Annotated in this window: 18 protein-coding genes; 3 read left to right on the top strand and 15 right to left on the bottom strand. The window is 40.6% G+C overall.

Going from position 1 to position 24982, the window contains the following annotated elements:
• Positions 1–6 precede the first annotated feature (6 nt).
• The 10 genes from secDF to ACWPKD_RS12175 form a co-directional block, all read right to left on the bottom strand.
• Complete coding sequence (gene secDF, locus ACWPKD_RS12220; protein ID WP_455412958.1) at positions 7–2967, bottom strand: protein translocase subunit SecDF; 2961 nt, start codon at positions 2965–2967, stop codon at positions 7–9.
• Between the two features lie 133 nt (positions 2968–3100).
• Complete coding sequence (locus ACWPKD_RS12215) at positions 3101–4036, bottom strand: malate dehydrogenase (RefSeq protein ID WP_455412957.1); 936 nt, start codon at positions 4034–4036, stop codon at positions 3101–3103.
• Between the two features lie 49 nt (positions 4037–4085).
• Positions 4086–5117, bottom strand: a complete 1032-nt coding sequence (locus ACWPKD_RS12210) for a DUF6588 family protein (RefSeq protein WP_455412956.1) — start codon at positions 5115–5117, stop codon at positions 4086–4088.
• Positions 5089–7029, bottom strand: coding sequence for a DNA topoisomerase (ATP-hydrolyzing) subunit B (gene gyrB / locus ACWPKD_RS12205; protein WP_455412955.1), 1941 nt, complete (start codon positions 7027–7029; stop codon positions 5089–5091). Before gyrB ends, ACWPKD_RS12210 begins: the two co-directional genes overlap by 29 nt.
• Before the next feature lie 503 nt (positions 7030–7532).
• Complete coding sequence (asnB, locus tag ACWPKD_RS12200; protein ID WP_455412954.1) at positions 7533–9164, bottom strand: asparagine synthase B; 1632 nt, start codon at positions 9162–9164, stop codon at positions 7533–7535.
• Between the two features lie 326 nt (positions 9165–9490).
• On the bottom strand, positions 9491–11140 hold the full coding sequence (locus ACWPKD_RS12195; protein WP_455412953.1) for an amidohydrolase: 1650 nt from the start codon (positions 11138–11140) through the stop codon (positions 9491–9493).
• A gap of 25 nt (positions 11141–11165) precedes the next feature.
• Entirely contained in the window at positions 11166–11615 is a 450-nt protein-coding gene (locus ACWPKD_RS12190) for a hypothetical protein (protein ID WP_455412952.1), read from the bottom strand.
• Positions 11616–11629: 14 nt separating this feature from the next.
• The gene (locus ACWPKD_RS12185; RefSeq protein ID WP_455412951.1) at positions 11630–12670 is read right to left on the bottom strand and encodes a carboxypeptidase-like regulatory domain-containing protein; all 1041 of its coding nucleotides are present in this window, start codon (positions 12668–12670) and stop codon (positions 11630–11632) included.
• Positions 12671–12751: 81 nt separating this feature from the next.
• Positions 12752–14494, bottom strand: coding sequence for a TonB-dependent receptor (locus ACWPKD_RS12180; RefSeq protein ID WP_455412950.1), 1743 nt, complete (start codon positions 14492–14494; stop codon positions 12752–12754).
• Positions 14495–14652: 158 nt separating this feature from the next.
• Positions 14653–17667 carry a tetratricopeptide repeat protein gene (locus tag ACWPKD_RS12175; protein WP_455412949.1) on the bottom strand — a complete coding sequence of 1005 codons (3015 nt, stop codon included), beginning with the start codon at positions 17665–17667 and terminating at the stop codon, positions 14653–14655.
• 230 nt (positions 17668–17897) lie between these two features.
• Here ACWPKD_RS12175 and ACWPKD_RS12170 point away from each other — a divergent pair, with 230 nt between their 5' ends.
• A complete protein-coding gene (locus tag ACWPKD_RS12170; protein WP_455412948.1) occupies positions 17898–18581 on the top strand; it encodes a cell division ATP-binding protein FtsE in 684 nt (227 codons plus the stop codon).
• Position 18582: 1 nt separating this feature from the next.
• Here ACWPKD_RS12170 and ACWPKD_RS12165 read toward each other — a convergent pair whose 3' ends face one another.
• Positions 18583–19401 carry a 2OG-Fe(II) oxygenase gene (locus ACWPKD_RS12165; protein ID WP_455412947.1) on the bottom strand — a complete coding sequence of 273 codons (819 nt, stop codon included), beginning with the start codon at positions 19399–19401 and terminating at the stop codon, positions 18583–18585.
• Positions 19398–20522 (bottom strand): hypothetical protein, encoded by a 1125-nt coding sequence (locus ACWPKD_RS12160; protein WP_455412946.1) that lies wholly within the window; start codon positions 20520–20522, stop codon positions 19398–19400. The genes ACWPKD_RS12165 and ACWPKD_RS12160 overlap by 4 nt, the downstream gene beginning before the upstream one ends.
• A gap of 70 nt (positions 20523–20592) precedes the next feature.
• Here ACWPKD_RS12160 and ACWPKD_RS12155 point away from each other — a divergent pair, with 70 nt between their 5' ends.
• Complete coding sequence (locus ACWPKD_RS12155; RefSeq protein WP_455412945.1) at positions 20593–21444, top strand: hypothetical protein; 852 nt, start codon at positions 20593–20595, stop codon at positions 21442–21444.
• Here the strand turns inward: ACWPKD_RS12155 and ACWPKD_RS12150 are convergent.
• From ACWPKD_RS12150 to ACWPKD_RS12140, 3 genes are read right to left on the bottom strand one after another with little or no spacing between them, the layout of a single operon-like run.
• The gene (locus tag ACWPKD_RS12150) at positions 21441–22529 is read right to left on the bottom strand and encodes a glycosyltransferase (RefSeq protein ID WP_455412944.1); all 1089 of its coding nucleotides are present in this window, start codon (positions 22527–22529) and stop codon (positions 21441–21443) included. The two genes, ACWPKD_RS12155 and ACWPKD_RS12150, sit on opposite strands and share 4 nt — an antisense overlap.
• On the bottom strand, positions 22529–22930 hold the full coding sequence (locus tag ACWPKD_RS12145; protein WP_455412943.1) for a sugar 3,4-ketoisomerase: 402 nt from the start codon (positions 22928–22930) through the stop codon (positions 22529–22531). The genes ACWPKD_RS12150 and ACWPKD_RS12145 overlap by 1 nt, the downstream gene beginning before the upstream one ends.
• A 10-nt stretch (positions 22931–22940) precedes the next feature.
• Entirely contained in the window at positions 22941–24035 is a 1095-nt protein-coding gene (locus ACWPKD_RS12140; RefSeq protein ID WP_455412942.1) for a glycosyltransferase, read from the bottom strand.
• 48 nt (positions 24036–24083) lie between these two features.
• Between ACWPKD_RS12140 and ACWPKD_RS12135 the strand changes: the two genes are divergently transcribed.
• Positions 24084–24968, top strand: coding sequence for a glycosyltransferase (locus ACWPKD_RS12135; protein ID WP_455412941.1), 885 nt, complete (start codon positions 24084–24086; stop codon positions 24966–24968).
• Positions 24969–24982 lie beyond the last annotated feature (14 nt).

The following is a 24982-nucleotide window of genomic DNA, read 5'->3' as shown; positions in this document are numbered from 1 at the left end:
GATAGCTTATGCTACTTGATTAGCTTCTTCGTGAAGTCTTTCTACTTCTTTCTTGTCCGACTTAGGCATAGTGTCTACTAATACCGGAGTTGCCAAGAATAAGGAAGAATACGTACCGATTCCAATACCGATCAACATCGCGAAGATAAATCCTCTGATGGACTCACCACCGAAAATGAACATGATCAACAATACAACAAGCATTGTTAATGATGTATTGATGGTTCTTGATAACGTAGTATTAACCGAGTCGTTTACAATCTTGTTGAAATCACCTTTAGTATTACCTGCGATGAACTCACGGATACGGTCGAATACAATTACGGTATCATTCATGGAGTAACCGATTACGGTAAGAATAGCCGCAATGAAGTGCTGATCCATTTCCATGTGGAACGGCATGAATTTGTACAATAACGAGTAAGTTCCCAATACGAAGATAACGTCGTGTGCCACAGCAGCGATAGCTCCTAAAGAGTACTGCCACTTACGGAAAGAAACCACTAAGTACAATCCTACTACCAACATCGCTCCGATAACCGCCCATAACGAGTTCGTTTTGATATCATCAGAAACCGTAGCACTTACTTTAGACGATTGTACAACCCCTAAAGTTTTACCTTCAGCTGTATTGATGAAATCATCGTAAGAAATATTGCTGGCATAATGTTTCTTTAAGCCGTTGTATAATTTCTCATTTACTTCTTTGTCAACACCTACTCCGTCTTCTAATACTTTATATTTAGTGATGATACGCATCTGGCTTGGGTTACCAAACTCTTTTACCTCTACGTTTACACCGAATTCTTTTGTTAATTCCTCTGAAATTTCAGAAGGCGTTACCGGCTTTTCGAATTTCACCTGGAACGTTCTACCTCCTACAAAATCAACACCTTCATCCAATCCATTGATAGCAAATGAAATACAACTTACAATCACAACCAATGAAGAGAAGATATAAGTGAATTTCTTAGCCTTAATAAAATCGAAGTTGAATCCTGTAAACCAGTTTTTAGTAGTGTTAGTACAGAACATTAATGATCTTCCTGCTGCTATATCACGGTCGATAAACATTCTTGCGATGAAGATTGCCGTGAACAATGAAGTGAAAATACCGATCAACAATGTAGTCGCGAAACCTTTGATTGGTCCTGTTCCGAAAACGAATAAGATTAAACCGGTTAAGATATGCGTAACGTTCGCATCGATAATAGAACGCATCGCACCATGCCAACTGTAAGAAGTCACTACTGAATCCGCAAGTGATTTACCGTGACGCAATTCTTCCTTCGCTCGTTCGTAAATAATGATGTTCGCATCTACTGCCGTACCCATTGTCAATACGATACCCGCAATACCCGGTAAAGTCAATACCGCACCTAAGCTTGCTAAGATTCCGAACAAGAACAATAAGTTAACAATCAAAGCAACGTTAGCATACCAACCTGCTCTTCCGTAGTAGAATACCATCCACATACACACTAAAGCCAAACCTACGATAGACGACATGATACCGTTATCAATAGCCTGCTGACCCAGTGACGGACCTACAACTTCTTTTTGTACGATTTCTGCAGAAGCCGGTAATTTACCTGCTCTTAAGATGTTTGCTAAGTCTTTAGTCTCTGTTACATCAAATACACCTGAAATTTCAGAACGTCCTCCTGCAATAGGTCCGGAAGATACTCCCGGTGCAGAGTAAACAATATTATCAAGAACAATCGCAATATTACTTCTTTGTTTAAAAGCATTACCTGTTAACTCTTCCCAGATTCTGGCTCCTGTAGCATTCATCTGCATCGTAACAGACGGTCTTCCCATCTGGTCGAAAGATTCAGCCGCATCGGTAATCACACCACCACTCAAAGGCGGCACACCGTCACGGTTAGTTTTGATAGCATATAATTCAACCGCATCCGGAGTTTTAGGGTTTACTTTACCCCAAACAAAACGCGCGAAACGCTGATCTCCTGATAACAACGCACGGATGTCTGCTCTTTTTAAATAGGAGTTAACTTTTGCGGTATCTTTTGGATTAAAATACGCCAAAACAGGACTTCCCTGCTGTCCGCCACCTTTAACCAAACCTAATAATGGGTTGTTGGCAGCAGCACCTGCAGCAGTAGTATCTTTTGCAGCATTTCCGGTTAATAACGAATCAATTTGAGAAGTTTTAGGAGCTTCTTTAACTGCTACCGGCTTTTCCGTTTTCTTCAAAGTTTCGTTAGCCGCCAATAAGAAGTTTCCGATCTCTTCTACTTTATACGTTTCCCAGAATTCTAACTGAGCTGTACTCTGTAATAATTTAGTAATACGGTCAACATCTTTTGCGCCCGGAAGCTCAACTAAGATTCTTCCTGATTCACCAATTTTCTGGATATTCGGTTGTGTTACACCAAATTTGTCGATACGCTCTCTTAAAACGTTGAATGCACTCTCTACAGACTCAGCAACTTTCCTTTTAAGGATTGGTTTAACTTCGTTATCCGACATCTTGAAATTAATCTCTGTCAAGTTCTTGTTAGAGAAAATTTCCGGAGAGGATAATTTAACCGAACCATTTGATACGTTGTCAAAAGCAATGAAAAAAGCATCCAGATAATCCTGATTACCTTCTCTGTTTTTGGTTGCTTCTGCTAAAGCCTGATTGAAAACAGGATTTTTGGAATTGTTCGCCAATCCCTTCAACACATCTTTAATGGAGATTTGAAGTGTTACGTTGATACCTCCTTCAAGGTCAAGACCTTTGTTGATTTGTTTTGATCTGACATCCTGAAAAGTCATTCCCAAAAACACTTTTTCCCTGCTCATAGAATCCAAATACGCCAATTCTTTTTTGGAATCGCCATTGGCTAAAGCTTTCGCTTTACTCTCTATATTATTGGTAACAAATGTGAAGGATAGCTGGTAAATACTTACCAATGCAAATAAAATTGCGAAAAATTTAATGAGTCCTTTATTCTGCATTATTACTAAAAATTAATTATTTTTTTCAAAAACGAGCAAATATATACTTTACAATACTATTTACCAATTTATTTCTTAATTATATCAAAAAAAAGACTGCCTGAAGCAGTCCTCTTTTTATATTCAATTTCGATTACACTAAAACAGACTTTAAATCGCCGTTCATGGCACGAACTGCATCCGCACTTTTAGCGAACAACGCTTTTTCAGCATCGTTTAATTTGATGTCTACGATGGATTCGATTCCGTTTTTACCGATGATACATGGTACTCCCAAACAGATATCTTCCTGACCATATTCTCCTTCCAAAAGAACAGAACAAGGGATCATTTTACGCTGATCGTTTAAGATACTGTCCACCAAATACGCTACTGAAGCTCCCGGCGCGTACCAAGCAGAAGTCCCTAATAAACCAGTCAACGTTGCTCCTCCTACCATAGTATCAGCAGCAACTTTATCCATTTCTTCCTGAGAAAGATACGTTGAAACCGGTGTACCGCAGTACGACGCTAAACGGGTTAAAGGAATCATGGTAGTATCCCCGTGACCTCCGATTACCATACCGTCCACATCGTTTGAAGGTTTGTTCAACGCCTTTGACAAATAGTATTTAAAACGGGAACTGTCTAACGCACCACCCATTCCGATGATACGGTTTTTAGGCAATCCTGTTGCTTTTAACGTTAAATACGTCATTGTATCCATTGGATTGGAAACCACAACAATAATAGCATTTGGCGAATGTTTCAACACATTTTCAGCCACACCTTTTACGATTCCGGCATTGATTCCGATTAATTCCTCACGTGTCATTCCCGGCTTTCTTGGAATCCCGGAAGTGATTACCACTACATTACTGCCTGCAGTTTTAGTGTAATCATTCGTTGAACCAACTAAACGGGTGTTAAAACCTGTTGTAGTGGCACATTGTGAAATATCCATGGCTTTACCTTCGGCAAAACCTTCTTTGATATCCAATAAAACTACTTCACTTGCAATACCTCTGTACGAGATAACATCTGCACAAGTGGCACCTACATTTCCGGCACCAACTATAGTTACTTTCATGATTTAAATATTTTTTGGGTTGGTTAATTTTAGGTTCTAAATATAGGAATTAAAATTCATATTGAACAGAAAAATTGGTATTAACAAATTTACCAAAGGCGATTATCGGTTGCAGATAAAATCTTTTAATCTGGTAGCGGCCGGAGACTTCACCCATCAAATTGGTTTTGGTTTTATAAATCTCCTCAAGTTTTTTATTCAAGAGTTGCTGCAGTGGAATCACATCCTCAATCTCACCTCTTTCTCCCCCTACAACGTACTTAAAATCACTGGTAGTAGCGATAATTCCGGCCATCAGTTCAAAGTTCTTAAACTCTTTCGATCCATTCACCTGAAATTGCCAGGTATCGACCAAACCGTTCAACTGATTAATACCCAAACTACCATATTGCGTGGGCACGGTAATAAAATCAAAACTGATATCTTCTTTAGAATAAACCAGCGAGGCCGCCAAATGTATTTTTTTTGCTTCAAGCGTTTTGAAATACTGACTAAAATTATGCTTCAATCCGAAACCATACACCTGATAATCCCCTTTTTTAAGCTTGGTTTTAGGCGAAAAACGCACCAATACTTCGGTACCGTACCAAAGACCCAAAGAGCCTTGCAGAAAAGGATAAAAAATAGTCTCCTGATTTACCCCTTCCGGTGTTTTCAGACGAACCTCTTCCCCATCCAAGTCCCCGACCAAATATATCTGGGCATCATCACCCAAAGAAGTCGGTACTGTTGCAGAAGTTGCACCCTCAATCTGAAAAAAGTTGAAATCGCTGTTTTGAATATGAAAACTTCGGTCGCGTTTCGGCACAAAAAACAAATTGGTATGCAACCCTAAAGTCACATCCCATAATTTCCTTTTTTTAGGGGAAGTTACCCATCCCGAAGCCGACTGATATACCGCTGCATCGGTGGCCGGTGTTATGTATTGGTCCGAAAAGAAAAGGGCATCATTTATAAGATACCCTAATTCTTCCAATGTTTGGTCGGACTGCGCCATTGACTCGTTTGTAAAAAACAAAGAAGTCAACAGCAATCCCAGTATTTTAAACCAATTACGCATCAATTTTAGCGTAAGCAGCATTTTTCTCAATAAATTCTCTACGAGGCGGAACCTCATCCCCCATCAACATCGAGAAGATTCGGTCTGCTTCTGCAAGGCTGTCAATAGATACCTGACGTAAAGTTCTGAACTCAGGATTCATGGTAGTTTCCCACAACTGTTCCGCGTTCATCTCTCCAAGACCTTTATAACGCTGGATACCTGTTCCACCGCCCATTCTTTCCGAGATTTCATCACGCTGCGTATCGTTCCAGGCGTACTCTTTCTTATTCCCTTTTTTCACCATATATAAAGGCGGAGTGGCAATGTACACATAACCGTTCTCGATCAATTCCTTCATATAACGGAAGAAGAATGTCAAAATCAATGTTGAAATGTGGCTACCATCCACGTCGGCATCACACATGATAACCACTTTGTGGTAACGCAGTTTTTCAAGATTAAGCGCTTTACTGTCTTCTTCTGTTCCGATAGTAACTCCTAACGCCGTGAAAATATTACGGATTTCTTCGTTTTCGAATACTTTGTGGTGCATTGCTTTTTCCACGTTCAAAATCTTACCACGTAATGGCAAAATTGCCTGGAAAGCACGGTCACGACCTTGTTTAGCCGTTCCGCCCGCCGAGTCTCCCTCGACAAGGAACACCTCACATTTTGCCGGATCCTGCTCAGAACAATCGGAAAGTTTACCCGGTAAGCCACCACCGCCCATAACGGTTTTACGCTGTACCATTTCACGGGCTTTTTTCGCCGCGTGACGTGCCTGAGCTGCTAAGATTACTTTCTGAACAATGATTTTAGCATCGTTTGGATTTTCCTCAAGATAGTTTTCCAACATCTCGGCTACTGCCTGAGAAACTGGTGAAACCACCTCTCTGTTTCCTAATTTGGTTTTGGTCTGTCCTTCAAACTGAGGTTCTGCCACTTTTACCGAAATAATCGCAGTCAAACCTTCACGGAAGTCGTCTCCGGAAATCTCGAATTTCAGTTTATCCAACAATCCGGAAGCATCGGCATACTTTTTAAGCGTACGGGTTAATCCCATACGGAAACCTTGCAAATGCGTACCTCCTTCGTGTGTATTAATGTTATTTACGTAAGAGAAAATGTTTTCCGAGTAACTGTCGTTATAAATCAACGCCACTTCAACCGGAACCTCACCTTTCTCGTTTTCCATACTGATTACGTGACCGATAATAGGCACACGGTTACCATCCAGGAACTTAACGAACTCTTTCAAACCTTCTTTGGAATGGAAAGTTTCACCGGCAAAATTTCCGTCTTTATCTGTTTCCCTTCTATCTGTCAACGTGATAGTGATTCCCTTGTTAAGGAAAGCCAACTCACGCATACGAGCCGCCAAGGTATCATAAGAATACTCTAACGTTTGCGTAAAAATAGTTCCGTCCGGCTTGAACCAAACCGTTGTTCCGCGCTTGTCGGTTTCGCCAACCTGCTTAACCGGATACATCGCTTTACCTCTTTCGTATTCCTGCTCGTATACTTTTCCTTCTCTGAAAACCGTAGCTTTTAAGTGATCGGACAACGCGTTAACACACGATACCCCAACCCCGTGCAAACCTCCGGAAACCTTATAGGAATCTTTGTCGAATTTACCTCCGGCACCGATTTTGGTCATTACAACCTCAAGTGCGGAAACTCCTTCTTTCTTGTGAATATCTACCGGGATTCCACGACCGTTGTCTTCAACCGTAATGGAATTATCTTCGTTAATGCTTACAAAAATAGTATCACAGTGTCCGGCCAACGCCTCGTCAATCGAGTTGTCCACAACCTCGTAAACCAAGTGGTGAAGCCCTCGCACACCCGTATCACCAATGTACATTGAAGGACGCATCCTTACGTGCTCCATTCCCTCAAGCGCCTGAATACTGTCTGCCGAATAACTGCTCTTTTTTACTTCTTCGCTCATAATTTATTCTTCTGAATGTATAATTTTTGTCTAACGAGCAAATATATAAAAACGAAGATGATATTCCACACAAATAAGCGACTTGAAACCGTAAGTTATTAACAAAAAACATCAATTTATTAACCTGATTCAAAACCTGACAATTTGTTATATCAGGATTTGAAAGGCTGTGAAAATTTAAATTTCAAGACTGGGATTTAAAGCGAAAGGTTCAGGATTTCCGGGAAGCCATTTTCCTGCTGTCTGCACTAAACGCGATTTGCCACCATGCCACCTGGCTCCTACACTAAAACAGTCCACTGGACTGTTTCTTAACGTTCGGCCCTCATCAGGGCTAAAAAGGAATTCTATGTGATGTATTTGGCAACTAATCCACTAAAAACCAATATCCAACAATTTGGATAAAACCACCCCACCCTTCGGGCACCCCTCCAAAGAAGGGGAATAAAAAAAGCGCCGGAAAAAATCCGACGCCTTTACAAACAAACTAATCACATTGTAAATTATACAATTGCTTTTTCTGCGGTTGCCGCTATAGTGGTATCAGCCTTAACGTGTGCAGCATTGGCACGGCCGCTTGGATCTTGGTTGGTTTGCCATTTCGGAATCCATTTTCGGACCGTTTTGGCAGCGTTGTCCTGAGGGAAATGTTTATGGAAAACTGTTCGGTAGAAGAACGCTTCTTTGGTAGCCGGCGTGTTGTAAGGGAACAAAACCTCGGCTTGTGCAAAAGCTTCATCGGAAACCTGCGAAGTACAATATTCAATCAACGTATCAATCCAGTTGTACCCCACTCCGTCTGAAAACTGCTCTTTCTGACGCCATAAAATCGCTTCCGGCAAATAAGGCTGTTCCGGTGTATCAAACGCTTTTCTGAGGATGTATTTTTCAATTCCGTCGTAGGTTTTCGGCATTTTTTCTTCCGGTTGGATTTTGATGGCTAATTCTAAAAACGCTTTATCCAAAAACGGAACCCGGGCTTCTAAACCATGCGCCATTGTTGATTTATCCGCACGTAACAAATCTGCAGTTGAAAGACGTTGTACGCGTTCGATGGTTTCTTTTTGAAAATCGGCCACACTTGGTGCGTTTCTGAAGTACAGATAACCTCCGAAAATCTCATCGGAACCTTCCCCGGAAAGCACTACTTTGATGCCCATATCCGTAATGGCTTTTGACAGGAAATACATAGGCGTGCTGGCGCGGATGGAAGTCACATCATACGTTTCCAAATGCCAGATTAATTTATCAAGTATTTCGATTCCTTCTTCAATGGTGAAATGGATTTCATGGTGGTCCGTCCCTAAAAACTCCGCCACAGCTCTTGCCGCTACAGCATCCGGGGCGTCTTTATCCAAACCGATGGAAAATGAGCGCAGTTTATAACCATCAACATCTTTCAATAAGCGGGAAGCGATGGAAGAAATTAAGGAAGAATCAAGTCCGCCGGAAAGCAAAACGCCAATCGGCACGTCGCTCATTAAACGTTTACGAACAGCTTCGGTTAAGGTTTCACGGATTGCACTCAAATCAAGTTTTTCAACCGCTAAGGATTCCTCTTCCCATTTAGGCTGATAGTATTTCACAAAACCGGTTTTTGGCGTATAAAAATGTCCGGGTGGAAATGCTTCAAAAGTTTCACATTGGCCTGCAATTGCTTTCATTTCAGAAGCAAAATACAAACGGCCTTCCGCATCTTTTCCATAGTACAATGGTTTTACCCCAAGCGGATCACGACCGGCAATAAAATCATCCCCATCGATTACCATGAAGGCAAAAATCCCGTCCAGCATATCACAAAAATCATAACCGAATTCTTCATACAGGTGTACAATCACTTCTGAATCCGAAGTAGTACGGAAGGTATGGTGTTTTAAAACCGTATCACGCAATTTCTGATGGTTGTAAATTTCCCCATTGTGCACCATCCAGGCCGAAGTAGTGCCCTGAATAGGTTGTTTTCCGGTTTGCAGATCCACAATCGACAAACGCTCATGACAGAGATAATGTCCTTTTTCGTTGATATGCAAATCGCTTTCGTCTGGTCCGCGATGGGACATTCTTTTTGAAAGTTGTTGCACTAATGCTGTATCTATTTTTTTCTCGGTTCCTATGATTCCTAAAATTCCGCACATAATCGTTTCTTTTAAGTTTTATTATGAAACAAAATTGCGCTTTAAAGTTTAACATTGAAATCTTAAAACGTTTTTTGATTACATTTTAAAACATTAAAATCAATTTTAGTAATAGAAGTGTAATTTTCAAATATCAAAATAGCAGTTTTGGATTACAGATTGTAATTTTCAGAAAAAAACACTGCAAAAAGTAATATGGATTACTCATTAGCCCTGATGAGAGCGGCATCCTCGCAGTGCAGCGAAGAGATAAAGCAGACAGCAGGAACAAGGATCACTAGAATGCTCAAACCCTTCGCTCAAAAAAACTTTGCTTGGAATTTTATCTATTTAACCTGTTTCCCTTTAACAAACGTGTTAACCGGTTTCACATAAGGAATCCCGTCTATATCCATGGTCATAATATCGACATCGAAAATGGTAAAATCGGCCCATTTGCCTACTTCAAGACTCCCTTTATGGTCTTCTTCAAAGTTGGAATAGGCGGCCCATATCGTCATCCCTTTCAGCGTTTCTTCGCGCGTTAAGGCATTTTCAGACTGGAAACCACCTTGAGGATAGTTTTTAAGATCTTTGCGCGCTACGGCAGCGTAAAAGGTATACATCGGGTTAACTTCTTCAATGGGAAAATCAGTTCCTAAGGCGATCAATCCGGCATGCTGCAGTATTTTTTTGTATGCGTAGGAATTTTTGATGCGGCCTTTCCCAACCCTGTCCTGTGCCCAATACATATCGGAGGTGGCGTGTGTTGGCTGAACCGAAGGAATAATCCCTGATTTGAAATAATCGAAATCCTGTTCCCGCATGATTTGGGCGTGTTCAATTTTCCAGCGTCTATTGGGCTTATCAGCTAAAACTTCCTGGTAGATTTTCAGCAAAACCGTATTGGTGGAATCTCCGATGGCGTGGGAATTCATCTGATACTCGGAATCCGCAATCTGTTGGGCAATCTTTCTTATTTCTTTGATTGGGGACAATAACGCACCAAAGTGTTTTGGCTTATCGGAATAGGCTGCATGCAGACAGGCGCCACGAGAACCCAAAGCACCATCACCCATAAATTTAAAAGAACGTACATTTAATTTATCAGTGGTATAAATCCCCAGTTGTGTGTAATAATCAAGGTTTTCTTTTGTTGCGGCGGCCATCGCATAAATATTAATATCCAGCTGATCCGCTTGCTGAAGGCCGTCGATTAATTCAATGGTTTCGCGCTCCAGGCCGGCCTCGTTTATGGTGGTCAGACCGTAATCAAACATTACCTTTTCCGCCGCTTTTAAGGCATTTATCTGCATTTGTTTTGAGGGCTTCGGAATACTGCTGTAGACCAGTTCCATGGGATTATCGATTATGATTCCGGTAAGCTGACCGTTTTTCACTTCGATTTCACCGCCTTCCACTTTGGTTTTTGTGGTGATTCCCGCCATTTGCAATGCTTTTGAGTTGGCCAATAAAGCATGCCCGTCAATTCGGGTGATGGCAACCGGTGTATTCGGGAAATATTTATCTAAAAGTTCTTTAGAAGGGAATTCTTTCACGTCCCAATCGTTCTGATCCCAACCTCTACCCTGTATATAGTCAAGATTATGCTCTTTCTGAAAAGCGATTATTTTCCCAACTACCTCATCAAAACTTTTGGTCCCTCTCAAATCGACGCGTTGCAGGTTTAAGCCGTAGCTGTAAAAGTGTGCATGTGCATCGTAAAAACCGGGGTAAACAAATTTGCCTTTAGCATCAATGGTCTGATCCGCTACATACCAATCGTTAAAGGTGGATGATTTCCCCATGGACACAATTCGTCCGTTATGCACCGCAAAAGCTTCGACTATTTCAAAGCCTTTGTTTACGGTATAAACTTTGGCATTTTTAACGATAAGGTCTACGCCGCGCTTCTTTTTGGGCAATTCAGTGTTTTTTTTCTTCTGTGCCAAAACAGAAACGGAGAGTAAAAGCAGAAAAAGGTATTTTAATTTCATGGTCTTCTAAAGCGTTTAAAATGATTTACGCAACACCGGCGATGGTGAATTTTGAACCGTTAACTTCCACAACAGCTCCGGTTTCTTTCCCCAACAGTTGGCTCCCCAATGGCGATTGTGGCGACAAGGACAAAACCGAAACGCCTTCAATGGTAATTTTAGGCAGCGCCGCACTGATAAACAGCTGCAAACCGTTAGCCTGAACCAAACTTCCCAGAACCACTTTTTTACTGTCAACCAAAACATCAATTTTGCTCAGAATCTCTTTCAGATGAATCGCTTCCTGCAATTTAGCGCTTAGTTTTTCCTGCTCCAGATGCATCATCGAGAGCGCGGTTTCATGTTTATCGCCTGCGGAACTTTTGGCGTCGTTTTGGGCATCATCGGCCAAACCGGAAATCATATCGCGGTACACATCGATTTTATCCTGAAGCAACGTCAGGTGGTGGTGTATTATTTTCTGTTTGAATGTCATTACTCAGTCTTGCACTATAACTTTGCCGAAGGTACAAAATTCACCGGAAGTAAATCCCCAATTCGCTGGGAACCGATATCGCCTCCGAATTGTATTTTATCAACTTCAGTGGTGTTACCGAATTGGTCTACATAAAATTCATTGGTAAGAAAATCAACTTTTGACTGTCTCTTTTTATCATACAGCAAATTAAACGTACAAACATATTTTGACCCTGTATTACCAATAAACATCGAATTAGTGGTTTTACCGATGATCGTTACTTTTTTCAGGGATCCCTGCGGTGTGACGGAGAAAAAATGGTTGGGATCATCCTGATAAGAGCCATTGAACAATAAGAACTCCTTAGCTCCCCAAATATTATCGGCCAAATTTTTAAAAAAATGTTTTTGTGAACCGAAGTACAACTTATCCCTGTTCTTGATTTCTTTTGAGGAAACATCCAGATTGGTGTATTTTGTGGTTCCTAATGATGCACTCGCCGTAACATCACTGCTTTTGATACTCTTTTTGTAAAACTTCACATGGCAATCGTGTATTTCAAAATCGATCTGGTAACCCAAATAAGGATTTTCAACGATCAAAGGCACTTCCGAAGTGGCTCTCAGGGTATTTGTTGAAAAATCGTATTCAAAATTAATAGCATTTTCGTTTAAGATTTTACAGGTTTTACCGGCTTTGGTCTTCCCCAAAAACTGTTCCCTGAAAACCGCTAATTTCTGGGCTCTTGTAAAAGGATCTTTGGCAATTACCAATTCCTGAAGCGATGTCGGTTTCGGAGTAAGATTAAACTTCCGGTCAGCGATTGAAAAAGGATTGGCAATGATAACCGTTTCGTACCCGATAATGCTGACAATCAAATACGTATTGACTGCATTAGCAGCTGTTAATTCATACTTTCCGTCCTGGTCTGTGGTTGTTCCGATGGTCGTTCCGTCCAAATAAACCGAAACACCTTGCATCGGGGTTTTGTTTTCGTCAAAAACATGACCGGTTATCGTTTGCGAATAACCTGCAGTTGCACAAAAAAATACTAAAAGAAATAATCGATACATACCATAAAATTAAGCACAATGATAAACAAAAAAGAGTGTGGATTATTCCTACACTCTTAAATTTTAACGTATTTATGGGAACTAAAAGTCAAATTTGTAATTGGCACCAATTAGAAACTGGAAGCCTTGTACCGGATAGTTCATCCATCGTTCGTATTGCTGGTTGGCAATGTTGTTCAGTTTTAAGAAACCGGTTAAACGCTCGTTGTATTTGTAGCCTAAATGGGCATTCAAATCGAAATAACTGTCTAAAGTTACGGTTTTGAACAACGGCTCTGTTAACGAAATATCATTGTAATAGAACTGGTCTTTACGCTCTCCCACGAAGAAAACAGTGGTTCCGGCGTACCATTTTTTAGTGATGTTCACATCAAGGTTCGCACCAATCTTCAAACTCGGCAGGTTCCATGCTTCAGCCTGATCGGTGGTAAAACTGTTGAAGGTTCCGTTGATTCCGAAAGAAGCATTCTTAGAGAAATCCATTTTCAATTCCCCAAAAACACTGATGGTGGTCAAATTATCATACACCACACCAAAGGAATTACCGTAGGTATAGCCTTCTTTATTTGTATTTGCCGTTTCATATTGATTTGCCACAAAAAAGGCTTTGTCGTCTTCCGCCATATAAGAACCTCTTACATTGAACGTTACCGTATTGGCTAGTTTCCCTTTCATCCCCACATACACATCATATTGCTGATTGGTAGGCGCGATGGCCAATGTTGGCGATACAAATTTGTTTTCTCCGGCAAAATCGGCAAAGGTATTTTGTTTCAGCGTTCCTTCTGCTCCCGCGTAGGCTATCATAATGTCTCCCACTAATTTGTAAGACGCTTTCACCTGTGGAAAAATGTAGAATTTATTATCGCTGGCTTCATTGTATTTCCCAACACTATAGAAAAAACCTGCTCCGGCCTGAACCGATAAGTCGTCCTGTTGCAATAAGATTGACGGTTGGGCACCAAAATTCAAATAGGAATACGAAATGTCTCCGGTAGCAAAATAATCTGTATCAAAGCTTCCGCCCACGTAATCCACTACGAAACCGGATTTGAATTTGAAATTATCCACTTCAAAATTGATCGCAGGCTTAACGAAAAATCTGTTTTCCTGGGAACCTAGCGCATCCCAAAAACGTTTGAACTGCAAAGAGGTTTCCTCCAAAGGACTGTCTTTCATCCCTAATTTAGCGCCTAAGGTAAGGGTGTGATAGGTTTGCTGCTCGTCAATAAGTTTGATGGCATCGTCTGTAAAATCCACAAATTCTGTTGGCAAACCATACCAGTTATAGATTTGATGCTTATACCCTAAATCCGCACTCCAATCCATCTCACGGGTTCTGCTTCCGTAAGTTAAATCCAAAGACGTGTCGTAGTATTTGTCGTCAAGTTTTACACCTTCAATACCACCTTGCGAGGATAAATGGCGAAGCATTCCACCCACATAGTCTGTACCGCTGATGTTTTCGGTGACAAACAATTCCCCATTGATGGTTCCGTAATTACCAACGCCTAACGTAGCATAGTTTTTAAAGATTTTCTCTTTAGCGGATTTATCAACCGATGCTGCTTTACCCTTAGCCGGTGTAAAAGTCGAAGCTACCGGAAAAGAAAAAATATTGTATTTGATCTCTTCTTTGTCCGTATTGGTCTCGTCTTCGATAACCGGGGTTTCTTTCACCTTAAAAGCATCGGAAATAGTTGGCGTATACGGTTTAACCACATTTACTACTTCCGTTCCGATGTTCTCGTCCCTCTTCTGGGCGAAGGTTTGCAATCCTGTTAACAAAATTACAACTGTGATATATCTGAAAGTCTTGCTCATATTTTAGATTTTTAGAAGAAAGAAACAAGAAGAAAGATTAAGTTGAGTAACTCAAAAACTAATCCTTAACTATTCCTGGCCCTTGTTTCTTGGTTCTTTGCTCTTGTTTCTTGGTTCTTTGCTCTTGTTTCTTATTTCTTGTCTCTTGTCTCTTTTTTCTAATTAGTGATTGATGAATTACGTTTCGCTTCTTCCCCTTTAATGAAATCCAGCTCGGTTTGGGCTTCTGCAACTACGTCTTCAAACTGTGCGAAGTTTTTAATAACACTTTCCAGAATGTACGTCGCCTGGAAGCTGTCTTTCAAACCATAGAAATTTTTCGCCATCACAATCAAACCTTTAGCTCCGAAATATTTATAACCGGAATAATCTTTGGCTAACTTCTGAACCACGGTGTTGGACGCTTCAAATTTCCCTTCTTTGTTTTTGAAATAAGCATCGTAATACAACGCTTCTGCTGCTAATTCCCCTTTGGCAATCTTCTGCAGTTTTGCATAGGCTTCTTTCGCTTTTGTCTCATCGTTGCTTTTGATTGCCGAACGCGCCACAATGATTTGTGCATCACTCTTGATATGATCCTCTACTTTTGAATTCACTAATACTTTATCCGCATACACTACGGCATTTGCATAGTCTTTAGCTTCATAGTAACATTTCATCAGGTTAGATTGCGCGAAAGTCACGTTCTGAGGAAAATCAGCTTCGGTTTCCAAACGTTTCAACACCGGAATCGCTTTGTCGTACGTTTTGTTTTTCAGATGAATTTCACATAAACGGGCTAAGGACTGCTCCGTATATTCGTTTCTAGCCTTACTGATCACGTATTCGTAATTAGGAATAGCGTTGTTGGCCAAACCGTCTGCGAAATACAACTGTGCCAGATAGAAATTGGCCTTCAGAGCGTGCAATCCGTTAGGGAAATTCGCCAAATAACCGCTGAAACCTGAAATGGCCTGTTTCGCGTTGTTCTGCAAATATTGTTTCTCGGCCGCGTTGTACGTATCATTATCTAGATCGGCGTTGGAAACTTCTACGAAATCAAGCGTTTTTACCCAAGCCGCGTATTCGTCCACTTTGTTATTATCCATGTAGATCAGACGGGCTGTTGCCACCGCTTCATTGGCTTCTTCTGTTCTTGGATATTTCGCCACCACTTCTTTGAATTTCGTTAACGCCTGCTGATCGTTATCATTGTTGTAATACACCAATCCCTGACGCAAGATCGCTTTCGAAATATAGGAACTCGATTTGTATTCGTTTTTCAGGCGGTCATAGGTATCAACCGCTTTGTTTACATTGTTTTCGGTCACGTAGGTATTTCCTAATTCGTACAAGGCATCGTCTGCATATTGAGACTTAGCGTGTAACTTCATGAACGAAATCAGATCTTCAATTTTCTTATCGTTTTTACCCACAAAACCATACGACATCGCTTTTTGGAAATGCGCGTAATCGGCATCCACACTGCGCAATTCAATGGCTTTGTTGTAGGCATCCATTGCCGGCCAGTATTTTGTGGTCACGAAATAACTGTCTGCCATACGCAGATAAGCATCGGTCAGACGAACATTATCGCCTTTGGCAGAAGCCACATAATCCTGAAAATGTTTGGCGGCATTTTCATACTCTTTCAGTTTGAAATAAGCATAAGCGATGTTGTAATCGGCATTTTTGGCTTCCGGTACATTTTTGGCTTCCGCTGAACCTGAAAATTGCTTGAAGCTGATCAACGCTTCATTAAACTGATCCAGATTGTATTCGGTTTCACCTTTCCAGAATGTGGCACGAGCGGTAAATTTAGCATCTCTCGGCTCGGCAATCGATTTTTTGAACAAGGCTAAAGCGTCCTGATAATTCCCGTCGGTATACAATTCCAAACCTCTGTAAAACGCTACTTTCTGATACGCCTGACGGTTTTGCGGATTTTTGTTTTTTTCCAATAAACTCAAGGCTTCTTTATAATTTTTAGAAGTGATATAAGAATTGATCAACAGGTTTTCGATTTCCTGTTTGTAAGGCGTATTCGGGTATTTGGTCATGTAGCCCATCAACACTTCCGGTACGCTTTGGTATGGGTTTCCGATTTCGTAGCTCAATTTGGCGTAATTCAGGTGAGCGTCTTCCTGGATTTTAGCCTCGAATTCCATTTCGGAAGCGTTTTTGAAAGCGTTTAAAGCTTCCTGTTTCTTGTTCAGTTTCAGATAGCTTTCCCCTAAATGGTAGTACGCATTTTGCGCCACACCGTCCTGTCCGTTGATGATTTTATTGAATTCCCCGATGGCGTTTTCATAATCGCCGGCTTTGTAATAAGCGTAGCCCAACTGATAGAAATCGGTGTTGTTCCACTTGCCTTTTTTACCGCGGTATTCTTTTAAATACGGCAGTGCTTTATCGTATTGTTTCAGGTTGAAATAACTTTCCCCGATGATTTTGTTCAGCTCGGATTTTTCTTCGGCATTGGATTTGGACAATTGCGGAACACCCAGGTCGATTGCCTTTTGGAAATTCCCCAATTTGAAGTTCATATCTGCCTGGAAATAGGACATTTTTTCTTTGTATTTATCCTGATCCTGAACCTGTTCAAAATATTGTGTTGCTTCTTTGTAGTTATCGGTTTCGTAAGCCATGTAGCCTAAATAATACTTCGCCTGTGAACCGTATTCCTGAGAATTGGCCACTTTGTTGAAATACTTTTCGGCTTCCTTCTTATTCTTAGCGGAAAAATAACAATAGCCTTTCTGGAAATTAAACTTTTCGCGCTCCTCATTGGTCATGGAACCTTCATCTGCCCTGTCGAAATATTTTAAAGCCTGCGGATAGTTGCTCATTTCAAAATAGTAATGCGCCACTTCAATAAACGCCTGGTTTTGCTTAGACGAAGTAGGATATTTTTCTACGAAATCTTCCATCATAGCATCGGCACCGGACTGCTCTAAACGAATGGCACAGTTGGCACTGTAATAAGCACAATCCGACTTCACTTCCTCATCGGAAGCCTTGTTTTTCACCTTGTCAAACAGAATCTGAGCCGCTTGATATTGTTTGTCTTTATAAAGCACAACAGCTTTGTCGAAGTCCGTGAGTTCGTGAGTATAGATATTGGATTGTTGCGCAGAGAGATTTAAGGCACTTAAAATGAGGGAGGTACAAATAAACCTGTTCAGTTTTCGCATAATTTTGGCTTTTTAATGATTCAAATATATCAAATTCCCGTGGTTAATAACGTGGGATTTTCGGGGTTTATTATATATGTTTTCAACAAAATTCGAGCCAGAAATGAAATTCCAGACAACCACATAACCAAATAACCGAATCAACAAACAACCAAGTTTTGAAACAAAAATAATTTTATTTGAAAAAGTTCGTTCTACTTCTTACTTTTACCAAAATTAAAAGCTACAACATGTCACAAACCATTCTTTCTCTTAAAGATGTAACTATATTCCAGGAAGGCAACGCCATTTTATCGAATGTAAATCTTGATATCAAACACGGGGATTTTCTATACATCATTGGTAAAACCGGTTCAGGAAAGAGTAGTTTGATGAAAACGCTGTACGCCGATTTGGATTTAACCAACGGTGAAGGCACCATTGTAGACTACGATTTAAGAACACTTAAAGAAAACGACATCCCGTTTTTAAGACGAAAATTGGGTATCGTTTTTCAGGATTTCAAGTTGTTGCCGGACCGAAACGTACACGACAACCTAGAATTCGTTTTACAGGCTACCGGCTGGTCTGAAAAAGAAGAAATGCAGACCAAAATCGAGGAAGTACTGGATAAAGTAGGCATGAAATCGATGACCGGTAAAATGCCACACCAGCTTTCCGGTGGGGAACAACAACGTGTTGCCATTGCAAGAGCTTTGTTAAACGATCCGGAATTGATCTTAGCCGATGAACCAACCGGAAACTTAGATCCGCAAACCAGCGTGGAAGTTATGGAGGTGTTGAAAAAAATCAACCAGAACGGCAAGACCATCATTATGGCCACACACGATTATGCGTTGCTGATGAAATTCCCTTCAAAAACGCTTAAATGCGAAAACGGGCAGTTGTTTGAAGTAGTACAGCGTACGGTATAAACTACTTGTCTTTCTTGTAAACGTGCGGGTTTTCCTTGATTCCCTTTTTGAATATTTTTCGGAGATTCATACGAAGCCAGGTATCACATTGCAGTAGCAAATCGGTGAATTTATTTTCCGGTCTTCCACGGAAAGAGGTTACATGAAAATCATCGGTAGCCAACAACGGCTTTTCAGAAAAGTAATAATTGGAAATACAGCATCTTTCACCTTCAAAAACCACCGGTGAAACCGAATGCAGTGATTGATTGTGCGTTGCCATTACCGCCAAGCGGTTGAATTTACTGTGAATGGTAATTTGCTCCTTTTCCAGACCGTTCGGCCAGATTTCTAAATTTCCGCCATAGCTTTCCTCCCAATTCGGGGTCACATAATACAGCAGGTTCAAAACGCGCCACAAATTCCTGTCTTTATCGTGCGAATTGTCCAGATGCGGATTCAGGAATTGTTTATGGGCCATTAACGAAATACCGCCGGCATAAAGATTTTCATCAGGCACAGGACTTTCGATTTCGCATATTCCGGCAATCATTTCCACTACCCTTTTGTCCTGAAAAGCATAAATCACTTCTTCTAGAAGCGGAGCATACTGATCCATCTGGGCGGCAATGTATTTGTTTTCCCTTAGGCTTTTTTTCAGCACCATTTGTTCCGGCTTGGGGAAAGCCGAGTAGATTTCCATGACAAAATCTTCCGGTAGTACATCATCTAAAAAGAAATACCCGATTTGTCCTTTACTGGCATCGAACTGTTCTTTTAAAAAGGCTCGGTTTTGTTCCAGTTTATTCAAAATAATGCCGGCTATTGCTGCTCTTTTCATGGGATACGGTTTATCAGCGCTTCAATTTTTCGGGCATTGTTTACATCACTCATATAGTTTTCCAGAATTTCTTTTCGTTTTGGATATTCTGAAAATGGTTTTTGGGCCATGCCTTCAATTTTTGCTATCAGTTCTTCTTCTGTTTTAGCCAGTTCACACAAATCTGCCACGGTTTCATCGTCAATAATGTTTTCATTGATAATGCAAAACCTTGTGTTGAACAACGAATTTATCGCTTTTAATTTAGTTCCGGACTTTTGAAACGACCAGCTGATACTGGTATGAGCCTTTTGCAATAATTCTTTTAAATGACTGAAATCGTTCAGTTTAACAAATTCAATATTAGCTGAATTTCCGATTAGATCCGTAACAAACGCTTCATTCGAACCGGCTGCAATTACCAATTTATGATTCGGAAGCTTTTTAAACACATTTATCAGAAAGGCTACACTTTTCCGGTTATCCGAAGTATTTAAATCCCCATGATAAAGGGAATATTCACCAAAGCCTTCCAGCGGCACGACCTTTTCATTTCCGTGAAAAACAGGAATATAAGTCGTATGGGCAAACTGCCTTTGGATGCTTTCATTTTCGAATTTAGAAAGTGTAATGATTTCCTGAAATGAAGAAAAAACATCTTTGTACCGCCTGTATTTTCGGGCTTCCATCTTGAAAAGGATTTTTTTAAAAATCGATTGCTCGCTTCTGGCAATCCCTTCAAAATAATCCTCTTCTATATTTTGCAGCCTTAATATTTTTTTGTGTTTCCGTAAACGGATGTCGTTCACCAGACAAGTTGTTTTGAGCCCTTCATACAGAATCGGCGCCTCTATTTTGGCAAGATTCTCCGCCAGTTTTGCATCACTTCTCGAAATAACAGAAAAAGGGAGCCCGGCCAATACATAAAGTGGTTTTTCATTGGTCTTATAAAAAAAGACTTCGGTCGTAATGGCTTTCAACTCCTCGAAATGCTCGGGGATTTCCTTTGCAAAACAATGAAAATAAATGGAATAACCTATTTCATGCAAGGCTTTTACTTTATAAAAAACATCAATAATCCCCCCGTAATTGGGCGGATATGGATTGTCAAAACTTATAATGTTTAACCTGGTTTCTTTCATTTGAACCCAAAAATACTATTTTTACATTTACGATTGGCAATTAACTGCAATCATCTAAAGGACGATTCCGATGATCAAACAATTTATTAAGAAGTATTTCTATGTTTTCTGGCTGAAAGATAAGTTCTCAGCCGCTGTGCAAATCGGTCAGGTACAGCTTTTTCAGTTGTACAGGGAAAAAATCGAATCCGGAAAAACCATCGACTTTAACACCACTGGTTTTAAGGTTTTTTCTCAATTTGAAGAAGACGGAAAACTGCTGTATCTTTTTTCAGTGATCGGAATGGGCAACAAACGATTTGTGGATATTGGTTCAGACGACGGTATCAACAGCAATTGCGCCAATTTTGCCGTTAACTTCGGCTGGAACGGGCTCTTTATCGATGCTGATAAAACCGCTTTGAGCATCGGTGAAAAATTTTATGCCAAATATCCTAATCCGTGGACGCTTAAGCCTAAATTCAAGCAAGCTGTCGTTACGCCGCAAAACATCAACCAGATTATTTCAGGTGAAAACTTTTCGGGTGAAATCGAATTGCTTTCCATCGACATCGACAGCAATGATTATTGGATCTGGAAGGCTTTAGAAACCATTGAACCTAAAATAGTTGTCATTGAAAGCCAAGTCGCTTTCGGCAACAGGAATCTTGTCGTGCCTTATCAGGACGGCAGTTCTAAAAACCCGAATCAGGATTTGTATTATGGAGCTTCCACTTCGGCACTGGTGAAATTGGGAAAAGAGAAAAATTACCGGTTAGTAGGCTCAAATGCGTATGGAAACAATCTTTTCTTCGTAAAAAACGGTATAGCTGAAAAGGAATTACCTGAAATTGCGGCGGAAACCACATTGAACAGCCCATACGTAGCCGAAAAAAGTCTGCAATTTGAAAAAATAAAACACTTGCCTTTTATAGAGCTTTAACTCGACCTTACCTGCGAATTAAAGGCATCCATCATTTTTTCTAGCAAATACTGAGAAGCTGTTGCAATGGCATTTTGCTGAAACATTTCCCGTTGACTGAAATCCTGTAGTAAGAGGTTCAATTTTGAAACGAATTCCGCCTGATTGTCATTTGCTGCCAAGAGACCGTTTTCGTTGTTCCGGATTATTTCCCCAGGCCCGATCGGACAGTTATAGGCGATTACCGCTAATCCGAAAGCCATTGCTTCAAGCAGTACCAACGGAAAACCTTCGTAACGGGAAGTCATGAGGTAAACAGAAGCTTCAGAGTAGAATTCATCGATGTTTTGCTGTGGCGGAATAACTTCTACATTAATCAGTTTTCTTTCCGTTATTGCTTTCTTTAGATCGAAAAAACCGTCTTCATTTGTAATAAGCTGCAACTTCCAATCCTGATTTTGACCGCAGACTGCTTCCCAGATGTCCAACAATCGGTCAAACCCTTTTTCATAAGCATTACGGGCCACAACTAAAACTGTTTTATTAGTGAGCGAGGAAATTTTTCCGCTTGTATTCTGAACAAAATTTGGAACGATTACGTAGTTCTTTTTAACCTTCCATTCCCGGGCACTGGCTTCTGACAATGTCAAAAACAGGTCGTAACGCTTAACAGCCTTTCTTTTGAAAAACTTATACAAAGGCGAGCCAATCAACTCAAACCAAGAACTATTGCTCCGCTCCTGAACATCCAAAGCACTATGGCATTCAAAAACGGTTTTTGCTGTTGTTTTCAGAAAAAAAGGAAGCAGAAATGCCTTCAGACCATTATCAAAAACCAAAATGATATCCGGTTGAATCGAATCCGTCAAAGCCTGAACCTGTTGGATATAATTGCTGAAAAAGCGAAAATCCTTCTTTCCCAATTGAATATTGTGGAACGTTATGGAAGTATCCACATCAAAAAAAGGTTTTCTCCCCGCTTCGTTCTGCGATATAAAATGGACTTCATCTCCCCAAACCCTGGCACAATAATCCGCTCTTGTTAAAGCAATTTTAGGCACACCGCCAAAGTTGGCCACCGTTGGAGTAATGAAGAGTAATTTCATTATTTGGAAGCTAAAAATTCCTGATAATCACGAATGTAATCGGATTCTTCAAACACATCTTCGGCCAAAACCAGGCAAACGGCCCCGGAAGAGAAGTTCTGCAGTTCCCGCCAGATACCGGTTTGAATATGCAACCCGATGTTAGGTTTGTTGAGCGTTACTGTTTTTGATGATTTTCCGTCGTTTAAAACCACTTCGAAACTTCCGCTCAAGGCTATCAGGACCTCATTTTGTTCTTTATGGGAATGACCGCCTCTATAGGCAGTGCTGGGTACATCAAAAAGATAATACACTCTTTTGAAATTAAAAGGCAGAAAACCTTCCTGCACAAAAGTCAAATTTCCTCTGACATCGTTTACAACAGGAAGTTCTAAAATATTACAATCTTGTATTGTCGTCATTCATTAGGTATTATTTCAACAAGCTGAGCCATTGTTTCCCGATTTCCTCCAAAGAAAATTTCCGGACAGACGCTAATGCGTTTGACCTGCAATGTACATATAATTTTTCATCGGTAACCATCAGACCCATCGCTTCTGTGAGTTTTTCGCTGTTCTGATTTTCAACCAAAAGACCATTTTCCTTATCGATAATAATTTCTCTGGGGCCTGAATCACAGTCAAAAGCCACAACCGGGGTCCCACAGGCTAAGGATTCCAGCAAAACCATCGGCAATCCTTCATTGGCACTGCTTAAAACCGTAAATTTTGCCTGCTTAAGATATTTGAACGGATTCGTCTGATATCCGACAAAATGAACAAATTCTGAAAGATTCAGCGCCTGAACCTGTTGCATCAGTTTCGGCTTTAAATCGCCGTCGCCTATGAGTATCAGATGGATATTCTTCTTTGGTAAAATCGAATTCGCATAACAGTCAATCAATACATCAAACTGCTTTACCGGGCTTTCAAATTGCCCTACGGCCGCAATATAATCATAAGCAACCGAAAGTTCTTCTGTGGCTTTTTGACAGATTTCTTCAATGGGAACCGGATTGTAAATCGTTACAACATTCTTCAGGCGGTGTTTTTTTTCAATCAGGTTTTTAGTCTGCTCCGTTATCGCAACATTGGCCAGACAGGAACCGTACATCAATCGGGTTAGCCATGAAGTATTCGGCATATAATGATCAATCAGGTAACTGTGCACGGTAAAAATCGTCTTGGACTTGTAAATCCACCGGGACAACAAAAGCTCCTGAATCGGCTTAATCCTGAAACGGAAATCGATGATAAAGTCGAATTGGTGCTGATCGAGGTATTTTTTTATCGCTTTCAGACGAAGCCATTTATTGTAAAACCCATTGGATTCGTTTTTCAGAAGGCCGAGATTCAAAAGTTTGCCTGCATAAGGAAAAGTCACCTCATTCAAAACGATGATATTGTGCACTTCAAACCCTTGAGCATCAAAAAACAACGACAGGTTCGCCATTACCCTATCGCCGCCGCCGCCGCTTAAACGATACCCTATCAAAGCTATTTTAGGTCGCTGCCCTTGAATTGTCATCCGGTTTGATTATTTTCGTATCAAATATAAAACTCTCAACCGAAAAATATGCAAAAATCGCCTTTGGTTACCGTAATTTGTTTGTGTTACAACCATGCGGATTTTGTTGTTGAGACGCTAAATTCGGTACTTAACCAATCCTATCCTGACATTGAGCTTATCGTGGGCGATGATTTCAGTACCGATAATTCTGTGGAAGTAATCGAAAACTGGCTTTCGGAACACCCGGAAGTGCTGTTTATCAAGAATGACAAAAACTTAGGCAACACCAAAACCTTTAACAAAGCGTTTCAATATGCAAAGGGCGATTTTTTAATTGATTTGGCGGCTGATGACATTTTACTTCCGGATTGCATTTCCATACAGATTGACACCTTCAAAAACAGCCGTTTGCCCAATTTGGGAGTGGTTTACGGCAATGTTGAAAATATTCAGGAAGACGGGCGTTTTGATTCGTTCTATTATCCGACAGATTCCCAGAGGAAAGTGATTGAAAAAAGAACATCGGGCGATGTGTACAAAGAAGTGCTTTCCGGAGAAACCATGTGCTCGGTATCTTCCATGACAAAACGAAGTGTTTTTGAGCAATTGGGCGGCTATGATGAAAAGCTGGCTTATGAAGATTTCGACTTTTGGGTCCGGGCTTCCAGAAGCTATGACTTTGAATTCATAGATGCGGTAGTGGTGCAAAAAAGAATCACCAAAACGGCTATGACGAAGGATTTTCACCGCAAAAGTGACAAGCGGGCACGAAAAATGAACTATTCCACTTTTCTTATCCTTAAAAAAGCTTTAGACCTCAACAAAACCAAGGAAGAAAACAAAGCGTTGCTCAAGAGGATTCATTATGAAATCTCCCTTAACCTTAAAACAAAAAATTATTGGCTGTTGGTTAAACTCTTGCTGCTTAAACTAAAGGCACAATTAAAATAATAAAGGGGAGCAAG

The sequence above is a fragment of the Flavobacterium pedocola genome, from assembly GCF_053764385.1.
Note: the sequence above shows the minus strand (reverse complement) of the source record. Positions and strands in the feature narration are given on the sequence as shown.